Source organism: Flavobacterium sp. N2820 (assembly GCF_025947285.1).
In the GTDB taxonomy this organism is placed as follows: Bacteria; Bacteroidota; Bacteroidia; order Flavobacteriales; family Flavobacteriaceae; genus Flavobacterium.
This window is the reverse complement of sequence record NZ_CP110008.1, coordinates 310,027-329,846: the sequence shown is the minus strand read 5'-3', so window position 1 is coordinate 329,846 and position 19,820 is coordinate 310,027. Positions and strand designations below refer to the sequence as shown.

Annotated in this window: 15 protein-coding genes, 2 tRNA genes and 3 rRNA genes; 12 read left to right on the top strand and 8 right to left on the bottom strand. The window is 36.7% G+C overall.

Features of this window, described 5'->3' with window-relative positions; all coding sequences use genetic code 11:
• The first annotated feature begins 4 nt into the window (after positions 1 to 4).
• The 6 genes from OLM52_RS01560 (at position 5) to OLM52_RS01535 (ending at position 3,869) form a co-directional block, all read left to right on the top strand.
• Positions 5 to 448, top strand: a complete 444-nt coding sequence (locus OLM52_RS01560) for a DUF4268 domain-containing protein (protein WP_264549399.1) — start codon at positions 5 to 7, stop codon at positions 446 to 448.
• A gap of 160 nt (positions 449 to 608) precedes the next feature.
• On the top strand, positions 609 to 1,010 hold the full coding sequence (msrB, locus tag OLM52_RS01555; RefSeq protein ID WP_264549398.1) for a peptide-methionine (R)-S-oxide reductase MsrB: 402 nt from the start codon (positions 609 to 611) through the stop codon (positions 1,008 to 1,010).
• Positions 1,011 to 1,014: 4 nt separating this feature from the next.
• On the top strand, positions 1,015 to 1,503 hold the full coding sequence (locus tag OLM52_RS01550; protein WP_264549397.1) for a DinB family protein: 489 nt from the start codon (positions 1,015 to 1,017) through the stop codon (positions 1,501 to 1,503).
• Positions 1,491 to 2,180 carry an NRDE family protein gene (locus tag OLM52_RS01545; protein ID WP_264549396.1) on the top strand — a complete coding sequence of 230 codons (690 nt, stop codon included), beginning with the start codon at positions 1,491 to 1,493 and terminating at the stop codon, positions 2,178 to 2,180. Before OLM52_RS01550 ends, OLM52_RS01545 begins: the two co-directional genes overlap by 13 nt.
• Positions 2,167 to 3,207 carry a D-alanine--D-alanine ligase gene (locus tag OLM52_RS01540; protein WP_264549395.1) on the top strand — a complete coding sequence of 347 codons (1,041 nt, stop codon included), beginning with the start codon at positions 2,167 to 2,169 and terminating at the stop codon, positions 3,205 to 3,207. The genes OLM52_RS01545 and OLM52_RS01540 overlap by 14 nt, the downstream gene beginning before the upstream one ends.
• 209 nt (positions 3,208 to 3,416) lie before the next feature.
• Positions 3,417 to 3,869 (top strand): hypothetical protein, encoded by a 453-nt coding sequence (locus tag OLM52_RS01535; protein ID WP_264549394.1) that lies wholly within the window; start codon positions 3,417 to 3,419, stop codon positions 3,867 to 3,869.
• 240 nt (positions 3,870 to 4,109) lie between these two features.
• Here OLM52_RS01535 and rrf read toward each other — a convergent pair.
• The 5 genes from rrf to OLM52_RS01510 form a co-directional block, all read right to left on the bottom strand.
• Positions 4,110 to 4,219 (bottom strand): 5S ribosomal RNA (gene rrf, locus OLM52_RS01530).
• A gap of 134 nt (positions 4,220 to 4,353) precedes the next feature.
• Positions 4,354 to 7,234 (bottom strand): 23S ribosomal RNA (locus tag OLM52_RS01525).
• Positions 7,235 to 7,368: 134 nt separating this feature from the next.
• Positions 7,369 to 7,442 (bottom strand) — tRNA-Ala (locus tag OLM52_RS01520).
• Positions 7,443 to 7,577: 135 nt separating this feature from the next.
• Positions 7,578 to 7,651: transfer RNA gene (locus OLM52_RS01515), tRNA-Ile, on the bottom strand.
• Positions 7,652 to 7,737: 86 nt separating this feature from the next.
• Positions 7,738 to 9,251: ribosomal RNA gene (locus OLM52_RS01510) — 16S ribosomal RNA — on the bottom strand.
• The 16S, 23S and 5S rRNA genes sit together here with 2 tRNA genes alongside, the layout of an rRNA operon.
• Before the next feature lie 983 nt (positions 9,252 to 10,234).
• Here OLM52_RS01510 and thrS point away from each other — a divergent pair.
• The 5 genes from thrS to rlmF all read left to right on the top strand — a co-directional run bounded on the left by thrS (position 10,235) and on the right by rlmF (position 14,508).
• Entirely contained in the window at positions 10,235 to 12,175 is a 1,941-nt protein-coding gene (gene thrS / locus OLM52_RS01505) for a threonine--tRNA ligase (protein ID WP_264549393.1), read from the top strand.
• A 28-nt stretch (positions 12,176 to 12,203) separates the two neighbouring features.
• A complete protein-coding gene (gene infC / locus OLM52_RS01500) occupies positions 12,204 to 12,755 on the top strand; it encodes a translation initiation factor IF-3 (protein ID WP_264550508.1) in 552 nt (183 codons plus the stop codon).
• A gap of 63 nt (positions 12,756 to 12,818) precedes the next feature.
• Entirely contained in the window at positions 12,819 to 13,016 is a 198-nt protein-coding gene (gene rpmI, locus OLM52_RS01495) for a 50S ribosomal protein L35 (protein WP_008256922.1), read from the top strand.
• Positions 13,017 to 13,143: 127 nt separating this feature from the next.
• A complete protein-coding gene (rplT, locus tag OLM52_RS01490; RefSeq protein WP_264549392.1) occupies positions 13,144 to 13,488 on the top strand; it encodes a 50S ribosomal protein L20 in 345 nt (114 codons plus the stop codon).
• Between the two features lie 102 nt (positions 13,489 to 13,590).
• Positions 13,591 to 14,508: a 23S rRNA (adenine(1618)-N(6))-methyltransferase RlmF gene (gene rlmF / locus OLM52_RS01485; RefSeq protein WP_264549391.1), complete on the top strand. Its 918-nt coding sequence runs from the start codon at positions 13,591 to 13,593 to the stop codon at positions 14,506 to 14,508.
• 182 nt (positions 14,509 to 14,690) lie between these two features.
• Here rlmF and OLM52_RS01480 read toward each other — a convergent pair whose 3' ends face one another.
• The 3 genes from OLM52_RS01480 to OLM52_RS01470 form a co-directional block, all read right to left on the bottom strand.
• On the bottom strand, positions 14,691 to 15,032 hold the full coding sequence (locus OLM52_RS01480; RefSeq protein WP_264549390.1) for a hypothetical protein: 342 nt from the start codon (positions 15,030 to 15,032) through the stop codon (positions 14,691 to 14,693).
• A gap of 22 nt (positions 15,033 to 15,054) precedes the next feature.
• Positions 15,055 to 15,900: an isoaspartyl peptidase/L-asparaginase gene (locus OLM52_RS01475; protein WP_264549389.1), complete on the bottom strand. Its 846-nt coding sequence runs from the start codon at positions 15,898 to 15,900 to the stop codon at positions 15,055 to 15,057.
• A 116-nt stretch (positions 15,901 to 16,016) separates the two neighbouring features.
• Entirely contained in the window at positions 16,017 to 16,889 is an 873-nt protein-coding gene (locus OLM52_RS01470) for a cyanophycinase (RefSeq protein WP_264549388.1), read from the bottom strand.
• 236 nt (positions 16,890 to 17,125) lie between these two features.
• On the opposite strand from OLM52_RS01470, the gene cphA reads away from it, so the two are divergent.
• On the top strand, positions 17,126 to 19,747 hold the full coding sequence (gene cphA / locus OLM52_RS01465) for a cyanophycin synthetase (protein ID WP_264549387.1): 2,622 nt from the start codon (positions 17,126 to 17,128) through the stop codon (positions 19,745 to 19,747).
• Positions 19,748 to 19,820: the final 73 nt, after the last annotated feature.

The following is a 19,820-nucleotide window of genomic DNA, read 5'->3' as shown; positions in this document are numbered from 1 at the left end:
TAGTATGTTTAGTAAAGAAGAAGCTCTTCAAATAAAAAAGGATTTTTGGATCGCATTTGCTGCCGAATATCCTCGTAAATGGTTGTTATACAACACAAAAATCAAAGATGTTACTTTTAAGTTTTATGTTGACAATAAAAAAGCACAAGTTTTATTAGATATAGAACCAAAAGACGAAAATAAACGTATAATATATTATGAAAAGGTAGAATCTTTAAAGAATATTCTTTTAGAAGATTATCTAGAGGATGCCATTTTTGAACGCCATTTTTATTTAGAAAACGGAAAAGAAATAAGTCGCATTTGGGTTGAAAAAACAGGAATTAGTATCAATAATAAAAATACTTGGAATACAGTTTTTGACTTTTTTAATGAAAAAATGGATGCTTTTGAACGTTTTTTTTATGAAAACGAAGATTATATTAAAGATTTAGAAATTAATACATAATTCAAATACTTTGTAACATTGTTAACATTTTATTTGCATTATAAGACTTAAATTTGAAAAAATGTTAGCTATGAAGAATTTGATTTTAGTACTATTCGTATTTACGTTTCAATCCTGTCAATCACAAAACAAATCCGAAACTTCGGAAAAAACAAGCACTATGAGTACAACTGTTAAAAAAACTGATGCCGAATGGAAAGCCCAACTTTCTGAAGTGGAATATGAAGTATTGAGAAACAAAGGCACAGAACGCGCTTTTACTGGAGAATATTATGACCATTTTGAAAAAGGAAAATATGTTTGTGCCGCTTGTGAAAACGATTTGTTTGTTTCAGACACAAAATTTGACTCACACTGCGGTTGGCCGTCATTTGATCAAGCAATAAAAGGTGCTGTAATTTATAAAAAAGATTTAAGTTTTGGAATGGTTAGAACAGAAGTAATGTGTGCTAAATGTGAAGGACACTTAGGTCATGTTTTTGATGATGGTCCAAAAGAGACTACTGGTCAACGTTTTTGTACCAATTCAGTATCTATAAAGTTTGTTCCAGAAAACAAATAAGTCTATGCTGATAAATTTTTTAAAAACTAATATAAAAGAAAACATTGAAGTACTTCGTCAACTTTCGAATGAAGAATTCTGCAAAAAAAATCCTGAATTAAGTCAAGCAACAATTGGCGAACACATGCGTCATATTATCGAATTGATGGGTTGTTTATTGGATAATTATGAAGAAGGAATCATAAATTACGACAATCGAAATCGTACTATTCAAATTCAATCAGATGTAAATTATGCGATTTCTATTTTGGAAAAACAGCTTGCAATTATTGATAAACAAAACAAACAAATGTCACTAATTCATAATTGTTTTAGTACCGAAGAAGTATTGCCAACTAATTATTTTCGCGAATTATTATACAATTTAGAGCACAGTATTCATCATCAAGCCTTGATAAAAGTAGCATTGTATAATTTTCCTCACATCATCATCTCAGATTCATTTGGAGTAGCTCCATCAACACTTGAATACAGAAAACAATGTGCACAGTAACGTTTATTCCAACGAAAGAAGGTTGTATTATTACATCAAATCGTGATGAAAAAATAGCGCGTGAAAAGGCAATTCCACCACAATCTTACGAAATAAATACAAAAAAAATAATTTTTCCAAAAGATCAAAAAGCAGGTGGCACTTGGATAGCACATACCGAAAATAAAATCGTTGTTTTACTAAATGGTGCACAAGAAAAACACGTTGTAAAACCATCTTACCGAAAAAGTAGAGGTTTAATCGTTGTAGAAATTGCAAGTGCAAACAACAGTTTAGCATTTTGGAAAACCATTGATTTAACTGAAGTTGAACCCTTTACAATTGTACTTTTTGAGAACAGTAAATTGTTTCAATTACAATGGAATGAAATTAAAAAAAGTCAACAAGAACTAGCTGTTTCAGAAAATCATATTTGGTCATCGTCTACATTATACTCAAAAGAAATTCGAACCGAAAGAGCAAAATGGTTTACCAATTTTATGCTTAAAAATGCAAATCCAACTGCAAAAGATATTTTAAATTTTCATCAATTTACAGAATCCGATAATACTGAATTTGGCTTACAAATCAACCGAAACAATCTTTTAAAAACCATCAGCATTACACAATGTTTCGTTTCTAAAAACAAAATACAAATGTCTTATCTAGACTTAATGGAAAACTATGAGCAAGTTTAAACTCTTTTTTCACAAACTTACCCATTGGGAATATTGGCCTTATCAAGTACTCTATTTTCCAGTTTATTTTCAATATTTGTATTATGTAATTCGCACACAATCGTTCTTCTTTTTTAATGCTTCAAATCCTACAATAAAAAATGGCGGATTTTTTATGGAATCTAAAAAAGAAATTTACGATCTAATTCCACAAGAATATTATCCAAAAACAATATTGGTAGCTCCTGATGAAAGTTTAGAGAACATTTTACAAAAACTAACTTTCGAAAATATTAATTTCCCTTTAATAGCAAAGCCTGACATTGGTTTGAGAGGAACAGCTGTAAAAAAAATAAATACAACAGAAGAATTAGCAACGTATCATAAAAAAGCTAAATTCAATATTTTATTACAAGACTTAATACCTTATGAAAATGAAATCGGACTTTTCTATGTAAAATTACCTAATCAACCAGGAAAAATAACAGGAATAGTATCAAAAGAATTCATGATTCTAACCGGAAACGGAAAAAATACCATTCGTGAACTCTTACAACAGGATATTCGCTATATATTCCAAATTGAAACACTAGAAAAAGAATATAACGACAAACTAAACGCAGTTTTAAATGAAGGAGAGACCATAAATTTGGTTCCTTATGGAAATCATTGCCGTGGTACTAAATTCGTAGATGCAAGCTATGAAATCACACCCGAAATGGAAGAAAATTTCAATACGATTTGCAGTCAAATTGATGGCTTTCATTTTGGCCGAATGGATATAATGTATAAATCGTATGAAGATTTAGCAAATGGAAAAAACTTCCAAATTGTAGAAATAAATGGTGCTATCAGTGAACCGACACATATGTACGACCCAAAACATTCCCTTTTATTTGGTTGGAAGGAACTTACACGTCATTTTCACTATATGTATTTAATTAGTAAAAACAACCACGAAAATGGTGCAAAATACCTAACTTTTAAAGAGGGAGTTCAAGAGTTCAAAAATCACCACAAACATTACGATACTATATTAGAATTTTAGGGCGTTACCACAAGGGTCGGGCTATCCGCACTCGCTTTACTTAAAAAGCTTAGGCATTTTAAGTAAGAGCTCAAACAAATGCTCCTATCCCTAACGCGGAATTGGTTTTTATTTGAAATATACTGGAAAATTGTTAGCTTTATTAAACATTAAAGAATGTTTTATATACATTTAGTGCAAGAAAATTAATAAAGCAAAAATATATGAACTTGAAAATCACAATTTTCATTCTAATTTTATTATCTTTTAAAACTTCTTGTAATAATCAAAAGATATTACAACTAGGAACAAAAGTTAATGAAAACTCAAATGGCAAAACAAAAATATTCATACCAAATGGATCTATAAAAGATTTAAAAGAAATTAAACATAAAGGTATTTTATATAAATTAGGTATCTCAAAAACTAGAGAAATTCAGTACATCTCAACATGCGACACTAAACTTAAAATAAAAGGATTAAAAATAAACGATGAAATTTCAAAGATTTTTGATGAAACAAAAATAAACCATATTCGTGGTTGGGGATATTATATAAAAATAAATTCAGAATGGTATGCTGGATTTAACTTTAGGATAAAACCAACAAAATCCTCTAGAATAGAATGGTTTTTTAAATATGATTTCCCTGATAGCAAAATGATTACAAAAGAGTTACTATAAAATTCATTAAAAGATAACAATTAAAATATTTCGTTATCATCTTTTATAACCCACCGCTACTATGAGCCGTCACTCTCATGTCACAAGATAAAACAAGTTCACGAACGAAACGCTTGCTTTAGCTTTCAAATCTAAAACAATAAAACGACCTCAAGAGGGTGGTTTTATGTTGCTTAGTCCCATCGGGACGATATATTGGTAACAAAAAAGCCTGTCTATATTTAGACAGGCTTTTCAAAAGAAAGGCGGCGACATACTCTCCCACATTACTGCAGTACCATCTGCGCAATCGGGCTTAACTTCTCTGTTCGGAATGGGAAGAGGTGAGCCCCGACGCAATAACCACCTTAAGAGGTTATGTTGCTTTGGACAACATTTACAATTCGTAATTCATAATTTTAAATTCGTAATTGCAATAATATCTTAACATACTGAGATAAATAAATTTAAAGAAAGTTTCTTCCTCCGCCGAAGCGGAGGAATTGTACATAAGCTTACGGGTTATTAGTACTACTCGACTATGACATTACTGCCTTTACATCTATAGCCTATCGACCTAGTCATCTTCTAGGACCCTTAAAAGAAATCTCATCTTGTGGTGGGTTTCGCGCTTATATGCTTTCAGCGCTTATCCCTTCCCAACGTAGCTACTCTGCAGTGCTCCTGGCGGAACAACAGATACACCAGCGGTTAGTCCAATTCGGTCCTCTCGTACTAGAATCAGATCCACTCAAATTTCTAACGCCCACAGTAGATAGAGACCGAACTGTCTCACGACGTTCTGAACCCAGCTCGCGTGCCACTTTAATGGGCGAACAGCCCAACCCTTGGGACCTTCTCCAGCCCCAGGATGTGACGAGCCGACATCGAGGTGCCAAACCCCCCGTCGATATGAGCTCTTGGGGGAGATCAGCCTGTTATCCCCGGCGTACCTTTTATCCTTTGAGCGATGGCCCTTCCATGCGGAACCACCGGATCACTATGCTCTACTTTCGTACCTGATCGACCTGTATGTCTCTCAGTCAAGCTCCCTTATGCCATTGCACTCTACGCACGGTTACCAAGCGTGCTGAGGGAACCTTTAGAAGCCTCCGTTACTCTTTTGGAGGCGACCACCCCAGTCAAACTACCCACCAAACAATGTCCCCCGCATAGCGGGGTTAGGCCTCAGACAAGCAAAGGGTGGTATTTCAACAATGACTCCACAACGCCTAGCGACGCCACTTCACAGTCTCCCACCTATCCTACACATCACGTGTCCAAGGTCAATATTAAGCTATAGTAAAGGTGCACAGGGTCTTTTCGTCCCACTGCGGGTAAGCGGCATCTTCACCGCTACTACAATTTCACCGAGCTCATGGCTGAGACAGTATCCAGATCGTTACACCATTCGTGCAGGTCGGAACTTACCCGACAAGGAATTTCGCTACCTTAGGACCGTTATAGTTACGGCCGCCGTTTACTGGGGCTTCAATTCAATGCTTCTCCGAAGATAACATCTCCTCTTAACCTTCCAGCACCGGGCAGGTGTCAGGCCCTATACTTCATCTTACGATTTTGCAGAGCCCTGTGTTTTTGATAAACAGTCGCCTGGATCTTTTCACTGCGGCCACGCCTGAGCGTGGCGACCTTTCTCCCGAAGTTACAGGTCTATTTTGCCTAATTCCTTAGCCATGAATCTCTCGAGCACCTTAGGATTCTCTCCTCAACTACCTGTGTCGGTTTACGGTACGGGTACTTATAATCTAAGTTTAGAAGATTTTCTTGGCAGCCTTTAGGTACACTATCACTTTGTCCGAAGACTCCGTGTACTATCGCATTTCACCAGTCCCAGCGGATTTGCCTACCGGGCCTATAGCTAAGTGCTTTAACGAACTATTCCGTCAGTTCGCGGTACTTTCACCACTGCGTCTCTCCATCACAATTATAAGTAGTACGGGAATATTAACCCGTTGGCCATCGACTGTCCCTTTCGGGTTCGCCTTAGGACCCGACTAACCCGCAGCTGATTAGCATAGCTGCGGAAACCTTAGTTTTTCGGTGTGCGGGTTTCTCGCCCGCATTATCGTTACTTATGCCTACATTTTCTTTTCTAAACAGTCCAGCATGACTCACATCACACCTTCGACCCAGTTTAGAATGCTCCCCTACCACTTACGTAAAACGTAAATCCATAGCTTCGGTAATATGCTTATGCCCGATTATTATCCATGCTCGTCCGCTCGACTAGTGAGCTGTTACGCACTCTTTAAATGAATGGCTGCTTCCAAGCCAACATCCTAGCTGTCTGGGCAGACAAACCTCGTTATTTCAACTTAGCATATATTTGGGGACCTTAGCTGATGGTCTGGGTTCTTTCCCTCTCGGACATGGACCTTAGCACCCATGCCCTCACTGCTGGTAAACATTATATAGCATTCGGAGTTTGTCAGGAATTGGTAGGCGGTGAAGCCCCCGCATCCAATCAGTAGCTCTACCTCTATATAACTTATACCCAGCGCTGCACCTAAATGCATTTCGGGGAGTACGAGCTATTTCCGAGTTTGATTGGCCTTTCACCCCTACCCACAGGTCATCCGAAGACTTTTCAACGTCAACCGGTTCGGACCTCCACTATGTGTTACCACAGCTTCATCCTGCCCATGGGTAGATCACACGGTTTCGCGTCTACCATTACTGACTAAAGCGCCCTATTCAGACTCGCTTTCGCTACGGATCCATACCATAAGTACTTATCCTTGCCAGCAACGGTAACTCGTAGGCTCATTATGCAAAAGGCACGCCGTCACCCCACGAAAGGGCTCCGACCGCTTGTAAGCGTATGGTTTCAGGATCTATTTCACTCCGTTATTCACGGTTCTTTTCACCTTTCCCTCACGGTACTGGTTCACTATCGGTCTCTCAGGAGTATTTAGCCTTAGCGGATGGTCCCGCCAAATTCACACAGGGTTTCACGTGCCCCGCGCTACTCAGGATACCACTATCTATATCTTCTCTTACCCATACAGGACTATCACCCTCTTTGGTTTACCTTTCCAGGTAATTCCGGTTCAATCCGCATAGAATGTCGTGGTCCTACAACCCCAACATTGCCGTAACAACATTGGTTTGGGCTAATCCGCGTTCGCTCGCCACTACTTACGGAATCACTTTTGTTTTCTTCTCCTCCGCCTACTTAGATGTTTCAGTTCAGCGGGTTTGCTCTCCTATCGGAGTGACATGTCTTCAACATGCCGGGTTGCCCCATTCAGGTATCTACGGATCAATTCGTGTGTGCCAATCCCCGCAGCTTTTCGCAGCTTATCACGCCTTTCATCGCCTCTGAGAGCCTAGGCATCCCCCATACGCCCTTATTTTGCTTATGTGCCGCCTAATTCTATATAATAAAACTAGGACTTTTTTTAATAAATACGCGATAAATCGCATATCTACTGTACTTTCTACTTTTTAAATATTTTTATCTCAATATGTCAATGAACTTTTTCCGCTTAGCGGATTGTGGAGAATATCGGAGTCGAACCGATGACCTCCTGCGTGCAAGGCAGGCGCTCTAGCCAGCTGAGCTAATCCCCCAATTTTTAATTAAAAATTATGAATTATGAATTACGAATTTTATAATTCCTAATCTCTCAACTTCTAAAATTTCCTCTAATAAATAAAACTTTACTACTTTTTAATTCGTAATTCTTAATTCGTAATTAAAAGTAGTAGTCCCGCCCAGACTCGAACTGGGGACCCCTACATTATCAGTGTAGTACTCTAACCAGCTGAGCTACGAGACTCTGTTTTTACTTATTTGTATTATTTGAATTAACAGCGAGAGTAATATTTTGCGTATCGTTAAGTTAGCGCCTCGTCTCTTCTCTAGAAAGGAGGTGTTCCAGCCGCACCTTCCGGTACGGCTACCTTGTTACGACTTAGCCCTAGTTACCAGTTTTACCCTAGGCAGCTCCTTGCGGTCACCGACTTCAGGCACCCCCAGCTTCCATGGCTTGACGGGCGGTGTGTACAAGGCCCGGGAACGTATTCACCGGATCATGGCTGATATCCGATTACTAGCGATTCCAGCTTCACGGAGTCGAGTTGCAGACTCCGATCCGAACTGAGAACGGTTTTGTAGATTCGCTCCTGGTCACCCAGTGGCTGCTCTCTGTACCGTCCATTGTAGCACGTGTGTGGCCCAAGGCGTAAGGGCCGTGATGATTTGACGTCATCCCCACCTTCCTCACAGTTTACACTGGCAGTCTTGTTAGAGTTCCCGACATGACTCGCTGGCAACTAACAACAGGGGTTGCGCTCGTTATAGGACTTAACCTGACACCTCACGGCACGAGCTGACGACAACCATGCAGCACCTTGTAAATTGTCCGAAGAAAAAACTGTTTCCAGTCCTGTCAATCTACATTTAAGCCTTGGTAAGGTTCCTCGCGTATCATCGAATTAAACCACATGCTCCACCGCTTGTGCGGGCCCCCGTCAATTCCTTTGAGTTTCACACTTGCGTGCGTACTCCCCAGGTGGGATACTTATCACTTTCGCTTAGCCACTCAGATTGCTCCGAACAGCTAGTATCCATCGTTTACGGCGTGGACTACCAGGGTATCTAATCCTGTTCGCTCCCCACGCTTTCGTCCATCAGCGTCAATCGTTTGTTAGTAACCTGCCTTCGCAATTGGTATTCCATGTAATATCTAAGCATTTCACCGCTACACTACATATTCTAGTTACTTCACAAAAATTCAAGCCCTACAGTATCAATGGCAGTTTCCTAGTTGAGCTAGGAGATTTCACCACTGACTTATAAGGCCGCCTACGGACCCTTTAAACCCAATGATTCCGGATAACGCTTGGATCCTCCGTATTACCGCGGCTGCTGGCACGGAGTTAGCCGATCCTTATTCCTACAGTACCGTCAAGTCCCTACACGTAGGGAGGTTTCTTCCTGTATAAAAGCAGTTTACAATCCATAGGACCGTCTTCCTGCACGCGGCATGGCTGGTTCAGGCTTGCGCCCATTGACCAATATTCCTCACTGCTGCCTCCCGTAGGAGTCTGGTCCGTGTCTCAGTACCAGTGTGGGGGATCTCCCTCTCAGGACCCCTACCCATCATTGTCTTGGTAAGCCGTTACCTTACCAACTAACTAATGGGACGCATGCTCATCTTATACCGTTGGAACTTTAGTTATAAAACCATGCGATTCTATAACACTATGGGGCATTAATCCAAATTTCTCTGGGCTATTCCCCTGTATAAGGTAGATTGCATACGCGTTACGCACCCGTGCGCCGGTCTCAAGTTCCGAAGAACTCTACCCCTCGACTTGCATGTGTTAGGCCTGCCGCTAGCGTTCATCCTGAGCCAGGATCAAACTCTTCATCGTATATTGTTTGTTAGAGTAAACTCTAACTTATGTTTCGATTCAAGTCGCTAGTCTTTTCAATAATAATCGAAAAATCTTACTCTCTCTTTTTTTTCAAATCTGTATTGCTACAAATTTGTGCTGTCAATTCAATATGTCTATGAACGTGTCATTCTCTTTTTAACTTCGCTTGTGTTTCAAAGCGGGTGCAAAAGTACAACTCTTTTTTAATCTGGCAAGCTTTTTTGAAAAAATTTTTTGATTATTTTTTCCTGACCACTTACCCACTATTTTTAAGAACTTGTACTCCCCAATTCTTTCGTTTCGGGTCGGCAAAGATACTACCTTTACTTTTTATTATCCAAATCTTTTTTCAACTTTTTTAAAAGTTTTTTTGATTTGTTTAATCCTCAGTTTGTGTGTGAACTTCTTCCTTAATGCGGGTGCAAAAGTAGAAATCTTTTTTGTTCTCACAAGGCTTTTAAACTCTTTTTTTTCTCTTTTTTTGAAGATTTTTCTTAACTCTCTGATAACAAGGATTTAATAATCGAAAGTTTTTTTGGGCTTAACCACTAAGGCAACGAGGAAGACACTAAGTACCACTATGGCCATTTTTAAACATATAAGGCATAGTAGTGTTTTGTTGCTTATATATAGTGTAGGCAAAGTTCATAAAAGTGGTTCGAAGAGGTGTGGCTTAACTGCGTTAAGCATTAGCCTGCTGCGCAGGAGATTCCTATTCTGCGGAATGACAACTCGCTATGCGAGGAATTAGTGCTCGCTTTGCGAGCCAGTGAAATAGTTATATGGAATGCAAAACGTCTTGACTAACCCCGATGGGAGTGGCATCCCACGCCTTAGCGTGGATATAGCAGCGGACAGCGGGACCAATAGTTTTTATGGAATACTAAACGGCTGCTGCAAATCTTTTTTAACATTATACCTTATATATATTGTATGGATTTTATTAAAGGTTTATATTTGCAACTTATAAATTTTAAAAAATGATAAAAGTTACTTTACCCGATGGGTCGGTTAAGGAGATGGCTCAAGGAGTTACTCCAATGGATGTTGCGAAAAGCATTAGTGAAGGTTTGGCTAGAAATGTAATTTCTGCTTCCTATAATGGTACCACTATTGAAACGGCGACGACCTTAACCACGGACGGTACACTTATATTATATACTTGGAATGACAAAGAAGGTAAAAAAGCTTTTTGGCATTCGACTTCGCACGTTATGGCGCAAGCTTTAGAAGAAATTTTTCCTGGGATTAAGTTAACACTTGGACCTGCGATTGATAATGGCTTCTATTATGATGTTGATTTTGGTGATAAAAAAATTACGGATGCCGATTTCAAAAAGATTGAAGACCGTATTTTAGAAATTTCAAGAGAAAAACATGAATTTAAAATGCGTGCCGTTTCTAAAGCGGAAGCATTAGAAGTTTATAAAAACAACGAGTATAAAATAGAATTGATTTCAAACTTAGAAGACGGAACGATTACATTTTGTGATCATGCCAACTTCTTTGATTTGTGTCGTGGTGGTCACATTCCGAATACAGGAATTATCAAAGCGATGAAAATTTTATCGGTTGCAGGTGCTTACTGGAGAGGTGATGAAAAAAATAAGCAATTAACTCGTGTTTACGGAATTTCGTTTCCGAAACAAAAAGATTTAACCGATTACCTTGAATTATTAGAAGAAGCTAAACGCCGTGATCACAGAAAATTAGGAAAAGAGTTGGATTTATTCCATTTTTCTCCAAAAGTGGGTCAAGGTTTACCTTTATGGTTACCAAAAGGTGCTGCTTTGCGTGATAGATTAGAACAATTTTTGAAAAAAGCACAGAAAAAAGCAGGCTACGAACAAGTAGTAACACCTCATATTGGGATGAAAGACTTGTATGTAACTTCTGGACACTATGCTAAATATGGTGCCGATAGTTTTCAACCAATCCATACACCTGCTGAGGGAGAAGAGTTCTTGTTAAAACCAATGAACTGCCCACACCACTGTGAAATTTATAACGCAAGACCATGGTCGTATAAAGATTTACCAAAACGTTATGCGGAATTTGGAACGGTTTATCGTTATGAGCAATCGGGTGAATTGCATGGGTTGACTCGTGTTAGAGGATTTACTCAGGATGATGCGCATATTTTCTGTACGCCTGATCAATTGGATGCTGAATTTAAAAATGTAATCGATTTAGTATTGTATGTATTTGGTTCGTTAGGATTTGAAAACTTTACGGCTCAGGTTTCGGTTCGTGATTTAGATAATCCAGATAAATATATAGGAAGCATTGAAAACTGGGAAAAAGCTGAAAATGCGATTATCAGTGCAGCGAAAGACAAAGGATTAAATTATGTGATTGAATCTGGTGAAGCTGCTTTTTATGGTCCGAAATTGGATTTCATGGTAAAAGATGCTTTAGGCAGAAGTTGGCAATTGGGAACGATTCAGGTAGATTACAATTTACCAGAACGTTTTGAATTGTCTTATAAAGGTGCGGATGACAAGTTACATCGACCAGTTATGATTCACCGAGCGCCTTTTGGTTCGATGGAACGTTTTATCGCTATTTTACTGGAACATACAGCCGGAAATTTCCCAATTTGGTTGATGCCAGAGCAAGCTATAATTCTGTCTTTGAGTGAGAAATATGAAAATTATGCGAAAAAAGTTTTAGATTTGCTAGAAAATCACGAAATTCGCGCCCTGATAGATAACCGAAATGAAACAATCGGTAAGAAAATTAGAGAAGCGGAGCTGAACAAATATCCGTTTATGCTGATTGTTGGCGAGGAAGAAGAGAAAAACGGCACAATTTCTGTTAGACAACGTGGACAAGAAGGAAAAGGAAATATATCGGTAACTATTGAGCAATTTGCCGCAATAATTAACGAAGAAATCAATAAAACATTAAAACAATTTTAAGTTTAACTAAAATAATAAAGCCATAGCAATTAGAAACAACAGAGGTTTTCAACCTCGCGAAGAGAAAAAAGCAGCACACCGTATCAACAATTTAATACGTGTTGCTGAAGTACGTTTAGTAGGTGAAAATATTGAACCAGGAGTTTACAAAATTGCCGATGCACTTCGTTTAGCTGAAGAGCAAGAAGTTGATTTGGTAGAAATTTCTCCAAACGCTGAACCGCCAGTTTGTAAATTGATGGATTATGGTAAATTTTTATACCAACAAAAAAAGAGAGATAAAGAATTAAAAGCAAAATCTACTCAAATTGTAATCAAAGAAATCCGTTTTGGACCTCAAACAGATGAGCACGATTATGAATTTAAGAAAAAGAATGCCTTGAAATTTTTACAAGACGGTGCTAAGCTAAAAGCATTTGTTTTCTTTAAAGGTCGTTCAATTATCTATAAAGAGCAAGGACAAATTTTATTATTACGTTTGGCTCAAGAATTGGAAGAGTTTGGAAAAGTAGAAGCGATGCCAGTTTTAGAAGGAAAACGTATGATTATGTATATTGCTCCTAAGAAAAAAGCAAAATAAGAGTTTACATTAAAACTCTTTTGAAAAATAATAAGTAAGATAGATTATAAATACAGGAAGAAAATGCCTAAAATGAAAACAAAATCTAGTGCTAAGAAACGATTCAAAGTTACTGGTTCTGGAAAGATCAAAAGAAAACACGCTTTTAAAAGTCACATTTTGACTAAAAAATCTAAAAAGCGTAAATTAGCTTTAACACATTCTGGTTTGGTTCACAAAACAGATGAGAGAAGCATTAAACAACAATTAAATATTATTTAATTAGTTTGTTTGGTTAAAACAATTTAGTAACCCTGGAGTGGGCTGAACGAAGTACCAAGTATAAAATACAAAGTACGAAGTTTAAAAGTGTTGAAAAACCGCCTTACTACAAAAAACATTTAAAATTATGCCAAGAGCAACAAATTCAGTAGCATCAAAAGCTAGAAAAAAAAGAGTATTAAAACAAGCCAAAGGTTTCTTTGGAAGACGTAAAAACGTTTGGACTGTAGCTAAAAACGCGGTAGAAAAAGCAATGTGCTATGCTTACCGTGATAGAAAACAAAATAAGAGAAACTTCCGTGCTTTATGGATTATGCGTATCAACGCTGGTGCAAGATTACATGGAATGAGTTACTCTCAATTTATGGGAAAAATCAAAGCTAACAACATCGAATTGAACCGTAAAGTTCTTGCCGATTTAGCTATGAATCACTCAGAAGCTTTCACAGCTATCGTTAACAAAATTAAATAATTTACGTCTAACTCAGTTTATCTTACTTATATATTAAACCACGCTTAGGCGTGGTTTTTTATTGCTTATAATTCAATACCTTTACACAATAAAAATATCACATTGAACACAACCAAAACCATAACGGGCTTTCATCCGAAAAACAAACACCACGGCAAATACGATTTCAAAACTTTACTACAATCCAATCCAGATTTAGCGCCTTTTGTTGCTGTAAATGAATATGGAACTGAAACGATTGACTTTGCGAATCCTGATGCGGTGAAAATGTTGAACAAAGCGTTGTTGTTGCATTATTATGGGTTGAAAAATTGGGATATTCCAAAAGGATTTCTTTGTCCGCCTATTCCTGGACGAGCAGAATATATCCATCAAGTTGCCGATGTTTTAGAAGACACGTACGGAACTATTCAAACGAAGCATAAAATTCGCATTTTAGATGTCGGAATTGGAGCAAATTGTATTTATCCGATTATTGGTGTGTCGGAATACGATTGGCGCTTTGTAGGAAGTGAAATTGACAAACAAGCTTATGAAGCTGCTCAGGAAAATATTAATTCGAATCAGAAATTAAAAGAAAACGTTACGTTGCGATTGCAAACTTCAAAACGTAATATCTTTAAAAATATCATTCTTCCAGAAGATAAATTTGACATGACGATTTGTAATCCACCTTTTCACAGTTCTAAAGAAGAAGCAAATAAAGGTACGATTCGGAAGAATAAGAATTTAGGTATTGAAGATTCGAAAAAACCAACCTTAAACTTTGGCGGTGTAAATAACGAATTATGGTGCGAAGGTGGCGAATTGACGTTCATTAGTAATATGATTTATGAAAGCGTGCATTTTAAATTGCAGTGCAAATGGTTCTCATCGTTAGTTTCTAAAAAAGACAATTTAAAACCTTTGCTTTCGCATCTTAGAAAAGTAAAAGCAACCTACCAAATTACAGAAATGAAACATGGCAACAAAGTGAGTAGAATTTTGTTTTGGACGTTTAAGGAGGAAAAGAAAGAGTAAAGAAATAGAAAACCCGAAAGTACTACTTTCGGGTTTTGTTTTTTTAAAAATCATTTCTAATTAATAAATTCTCTGAACTTAAAATCTTTAATATTCAATCTGATATTAGAAATTTTATACTTATCACTTGAAAGTCCAATTGAAAATTGATTGTCATTACCAATTGAAAATATAACTAAAGATCAAATATGAAAATCTGATTTCATATCTAAATTATAATTTTCATTGAATTTTATCATATCTAATCTACCCATCAAATGAGGTTTGATACTTTCTAAAATTTCTTCATATCTTTTTTCAAATTCAAAAAAAAGAATCTTTTGATTTGGATTTATACCATTTACATCAGAATCAAAAAAAATATCCAATGGTGCGTTTGTATGGCTAAACATTATTTGGCATTGAAAATGACTTTCACTATTTTCATCTTTATTATTAAACCACATTAATCCAAAAAAGGAATCATTCATTTTCTTCTTAAACAACCATGGTTTATTTGGAAAAAAAACTCTTAAAATATTCATATTTATTAAAACTGTTTAATTTCTATTCAAAAACTTCCTGATTTTCACCATCAAAACTGGCAAAAACCATACTTGGATGTGAATCTTGATGAAAGATGTTGCCTTGTTTGTCGATTCCAATTGCCCCTGCAAAACCATCATATGGTTTTAATTCGGCAAAGGTTTTTTCGAAGGCTTTTTCTATTGAAAATCCGTCAGTGACACGGGTTACAATTTTTGCAGCTGTGGCGTTACTGACAATGTCCTCGCCTACTCCAGTCAAACTTACTCCACAAAATTCGTTAGCATAATTTCCAGCTACGGTTGCCGAATCTGAAATTCTTCCTGGAATTTCAAATCCTTTTCCACCTGTTGAAGTGGCTACTGCTATTTTTCCGTTTTTGTCTAAAGCTACACAACCTACGGTTCCTGTTCCTAATGAGGCTAATTTTACTTCATATTCGGCTCTTCGTTGTGGAATTTCAGTTGAAAAAGACTCAAATCCGTGTTTTCTTGCAAAATTTGTGGCACCGCTTCCGCCTAAAATTCGGTCATCGACTTGCATTAAAACTTGTGCTACTTGGATTGGATTTTTTACTTCCTCAATATTGATAACACCACTCATTTTTTGCGATTCGCCATCCATTAAAGAAGCACTCATTCTGATTTTTCCATCGGATTGAATTTGCGAACCAATTCCGGCATTAAATAATTCATCATCTTCCAATTGAGAAACCGCATAGACTACCGTTTCTAATGCCGAATGATTTTGCAAATATGCATACGAATCTTTTACAATGCGCAAAAGGGCTTGCTGTTTGGCAATTTTAGTAGCTAAACTGGTTGATGATTCTGAGAAAAATCCGCCGTGGATGATTATTTTAGACATTTTAGAAAAATTAGATTTTTAGAAAGGTTAGACTTTAAAAAATTGGATTTTTAGACCGAGTATTTTCATATTATGAAATCTAAAAGGTCTAAAAATCTAATAATCTAACAAATCAATTAAACATATTGTGACGAATGTATCGTCATTTTAAACGTATCTAAATCGAATTTATCAAATTGACTCATTACGTGTGTAACCAGATGATTTATTGAGATGGGTTGTCCTAATTCAACCTGAGTCAAATTGGTGTCTTTTACTTCCCTTCCATCAACTAAAATTACTAATCCAGAACCAATGGCTTCCATTTGGCGACCATTCGTAATTAACAATCCCGTATCTTCTCCTAAACCTATTCCCAACACTTTGGGATTTCCAACTACCGCTTGAAACAAACGACCGATTCTTCCTCTTTGTACAAAATGTGTATCTATAACTACATCGTCAATTAATCCTAGACCCGAGGTGATTTTTACTTCCCCTTTAAGCAACGCTTCTGAACTACTTCCTTGATAAATCATATTGTTTGAAGCTGCCGCTGCTCCAGCCGAAGTTCCAGCATAAATAAATTCTTCGTTTTTGTATTTCGAAATCAGCATATCATCAAAAGGAGTTCCGCCTAAAATGGAAGTCAAACGCAATTGATCACCACCAGTAAACATTACGGCATCTGCTGCTTTCAATCGTTCTAAAACTTCTTGATCGTTGGCTTGTTCTCTTTTCTCAATATATAAAACATCAACATTGTGAGCTCCTAAATAGCTAAATGCTTTTACGTATTCTGGACCAATTTCTCTTGGAATTTTTGAAGCTGTTGTTATTACTTCAATACGTGATGCTTCTTTATGTTTTGATTCCTTAATGATTCTTTTTAAAATTCCTGTCTCGAAAAAATTCAAATTCTTTGAAGCATCTTTATCCAAATTGGTTTCTGTAAAACTCCCTTTATCTACAGCGCCACCAATGATTATTAATTTCCCTTGTATTTCCATGCCGTAAAAATAAGTATTTCTTAATACTACACAAATCAAAATGGAATAAAGAAATAAAACTTCTTACCGATTTTTCAAGAAAACAGGCAGATTACCCATTAATTCATACCAAATCAAAAAGAAGATATAACAAAAGCTAAAATTTGATAATTTTAATCAAAAAGCATCGCACTGTGATAATATTTTTCTATTTTTAACAAAATCATTATCCATTTTAAAAACAACTTTCAATTTTTATGAAAATATTAAAAATACAAGCCCTTAGAGGTCCCAACATTTGGAGTGTTCAAAGAAAAAAATTAATTCAAATGCGATTAGATTTGGAGGAAATGGAACAATTTCCAACCAATAAAATCGAAGGATTTAGAGAGCGAATTGAAGCAATGTTTCCAACTATGATAGAACATCGTTGTTCAGAAGGTTGCAGAGGCGGTTTCTTTTCACGTGTTGAAAGAGGCACTTGGATGGGACATGTAATTGAACATATTGCTTTAGAAATTCAAACATTAGCCGGAATGGAAACAGGTTTTGGTCGCACTAGAGAGACGAAAACGCCAGGTGTTTACAATGTTGTTTTTAGTTATACCGAAGAAAATGTAGGTCTTTTTGCGGCAGAAAGTGCTGTAGCTATTGCCGAATCTTTAATCGCTGCAACTGAATATGATGTTGAAGCTGATATTCAAAAAATGCGTGAAATTCGTGAGCGAGTTCGTCTTGGTCCTTCAACTGGAAGCATCGTTGAAGAGGCCGTTGCAAGAGATATTCCTTGGATTCGTTTGGGAACCAATTCACTTGTGCAATTAGGTTATGGTGTAAATCAAATGCGTTTTCAGGCTACCATAACTTGTAAAACAAGCAACATTGCTGTAGATATTGCTTGCAATAAAGAAGAAACTAAACGTATGTTAGAGTTGGCGTCAATTCCTGTGGCAAGCGGTGGCATTTGTGTTGATGAAAACGATTTAGAAACTGTAATTAAAAAAATTGGTTACCCAATTGTAATCAAACCATTAGATGGAAATCATGGAAAAGGAGCATCTATAAATGTAAAAAAATGGGAAGATGCTGTGGCTGGATTAGCTTACGCAAAAAATTACAGTCGAAGAGTTATTGTTGAAAAATTTATTACAGGTTATGATTTCCGTGTATTGATTATTGACAATAAATTAGTAGCTGCTGCTAAACGAGAACCAGCACACGTTAAAGGTGATGGAAAACATACTATTCAACAATTAATTGAAGAAACGAATAAAGATCCGCGTCGTGGTTATGGACATGAAAATGTACTTACCCAGATTGATGTTGACAGAGATACAACAGATTTATTAGAAAAGCTTGGGTATACCTTAGAAACAGTTCCAAGAAAAGACGAAGTCGTCTATTTAAAATCAACTGCAAATCTAAGCACTGGTGGAACTTCTGTAGATGTAACAGACATGATGCACCCTGAAAACATTTTTCTTTGTGAACGAATTTCTCGAGTAATAGGACTAGATGTTTGTGGTGTAGACATTATGGCTGAAAACTTAACGGAGCCATTAAAATTAAATGGAGGTTGTATTTTAGAAGTAAATGCAGCACCTGGGTTTAGAATGCATTTAGCGCCATCTGAAGGATTACCAAGAAACGTGGCTGCACCTGTAATTGATATGTTGTACCCACCAGGAAAACCTAGTCGTATTCCAATTATTGCCGTAACAGGAACAAATGGGAAAACTACCACTACCCGATTAATAGCCCATATTGTTAAAAATAACGGTTTTAAAGTTGGTTTTACTACTTCTGACGGAATTTATGTGCAAAATCACATGATGGAAAAAGGCGATACAACTGGGCCAATTTCTGCAGAATATATTTTGAAAGATCCTACTGTAGAATTTGCTGTTTTAGAAACGGCTCGTGGTGGGATTTTGAGAGCAGGACTTGGTTTTAGTCGTTGTGACATTGGAATTGTAACTAATATACAAGAAGATCATTTAGGATTAAATGATATAGAAACTTTAGATGATTTAGCTAGAGTAAAAGCTACAGTTGTTAGAAGTGTGAAGAAAGAAGGTTGGGCCATATTAAATGCGGAAGACGAATATTGCATGAAACTTGTTAAAGATTTAAGTTGCAATATTGCTTATTTTAGTATGGATGAAAATACGCCTGTGGTAAAACAATTAGCAAAAGAAGGTAAAATTGTAGCAGTTTATGAAAATGGATTTATCACTATTAAAAAAGGAGAGTGGAAAATTAGAGTAGAAAGAGCGACTCATGTTCCTTTGACTTTAGGTGGAAAAGCAAAATTCATGATAGCAAATGTTTTAGCCGCTACTTTAGCAGCATATTTACAAGGATTTAAGACCGAAGACATTAGTTTATCGTTACAAACTTTTATTCCAAGTGCGGCTCAAACTCCAGGAAGAATGAATATTTTCGAATTCAAAAAATTTAAAGTATTAATTGATTTTGCGCACAATCCATCAGGATATAAAGGTGTTGAAGAATATTTGTCTTCTGTAGAAGCTACGAAGAAAATCGGAATTATTGCAGGAGTTGGTGACCGAAGAGACGAAGATATTAGAGAATGTGCCATGATTGCCGCTCGAATGTTTGATCATATCATCATTCGTCAGGAAAAACACTTACGCGGTAGAACCGAAGAAGAAATAATTGGTTTAATAATGGAAGGAATTACAGCTTCTGGAAGAACTGTAACACATGAAATAATTACAAAAGAAGTGGAAGCTATTAAACATGCTATTAATAGCGCTGAAGAAGCTAGTTTTATTACTGCTTTGAGTGATGTAGTTACTAATGCTATAGAAATTGTTCAAGAATATTTAGATAAAGAAAACGAAGAAGTTAATTAAAACAAATCATTAAATATAAATCCCAAATTCTGAAAATGTCTTTGGGATTTTTTATATTTTCAACTTTTAAAAT

What these genes read in the sequence shown, in the direction of transcription:
- OLM52_RS01470 (WP_264549388.1), bottom strand. Translation starts at nt 16,889, where the DNA reads ATGGAAATACAAGGGAAATTAATAATCATTGGTGGCGCTGTAGATAAA.
- OLM52_RS01550 (WP_264549397.1), top strand. Translation starts at nt 1,015, where the DNA reads ATGCTGATAAATTTTTTAAAAACTAATATAAAAGAAAACATTGAAGTA.
- rpmI (WP_008256922.1), top strand. Translation starts at nt 12,819, where the DNA reads ATGCCTAAAATGAAAACAAAATCTAGTGCTAAGAAACGATTCAAAGTT.
- OLM52_RS01480 (WP_264549390.1), bottom strand. Translation starts at nt 15,032, where the DNA reads ATGAATATTTTAAGAGTTTTTTTTCCAAATAAACCATGGTTGTTTAAG.
- OLM52_RS01560 (WP_264549399.1), top strand. Translation starts at nt 5, where the DNA reads ATGTTTAGTAAAGAAGAAGCTCTTCAAATAAAAAAGGATTTTTGGATC.
- thrS (WP_264549393.1), top strand. Translation starts at nt 10,235, where the DNA reads ATGATAAAAGTTACTTTACCCGATGGGTCGGTTAAGGAGATGGCTCAA.
- OLM52_RS01540 (WP_264549395.1), top strand. Translation starts at nt 2,167, where the DNA reads ATGAGCAAGTTTAAACTCTTTTTTCACAAACTTACCCATTGGGAATAT.
- OLM52_RS01545 (WP_264549396.1), top strand. Translation starts at nt 1,491, where the DNA reads ATGTGCACAGTAACGTTTATTCCAACGAAAGAAGGTTGTATTATTACA.
- rplT (WP_264549392.1), top strand. Translation starts at nt 13,144, where the DNA reads ATGCCAAGAGCAACAAATTCAGTAGCATCAAAAGCTAGAAAAAAAAGA.
- cphA (WP_264549387.1), top strand. Translation starts at nt 17,126, where the DNA reads ATGAAAATATTAAAAATACAAGCCCTTAGAGGTCCCAACATTTGGAGT.
- OLM52_RS01475 (WP_264549389.1), bottom strand. Translation starts at nt 15,900, where the DNA reads ATGTCTAAAATAATCATCCACGGCGGATTTTTCTCAGAATCATCAACC.
- msrB (WP_264549398.1), top strand. Translation starts at nt 609, where the DNA reads ATGAGTACAACTGTTAAAAAAACTGATGCCGAATGGAAAGCCCAACTT.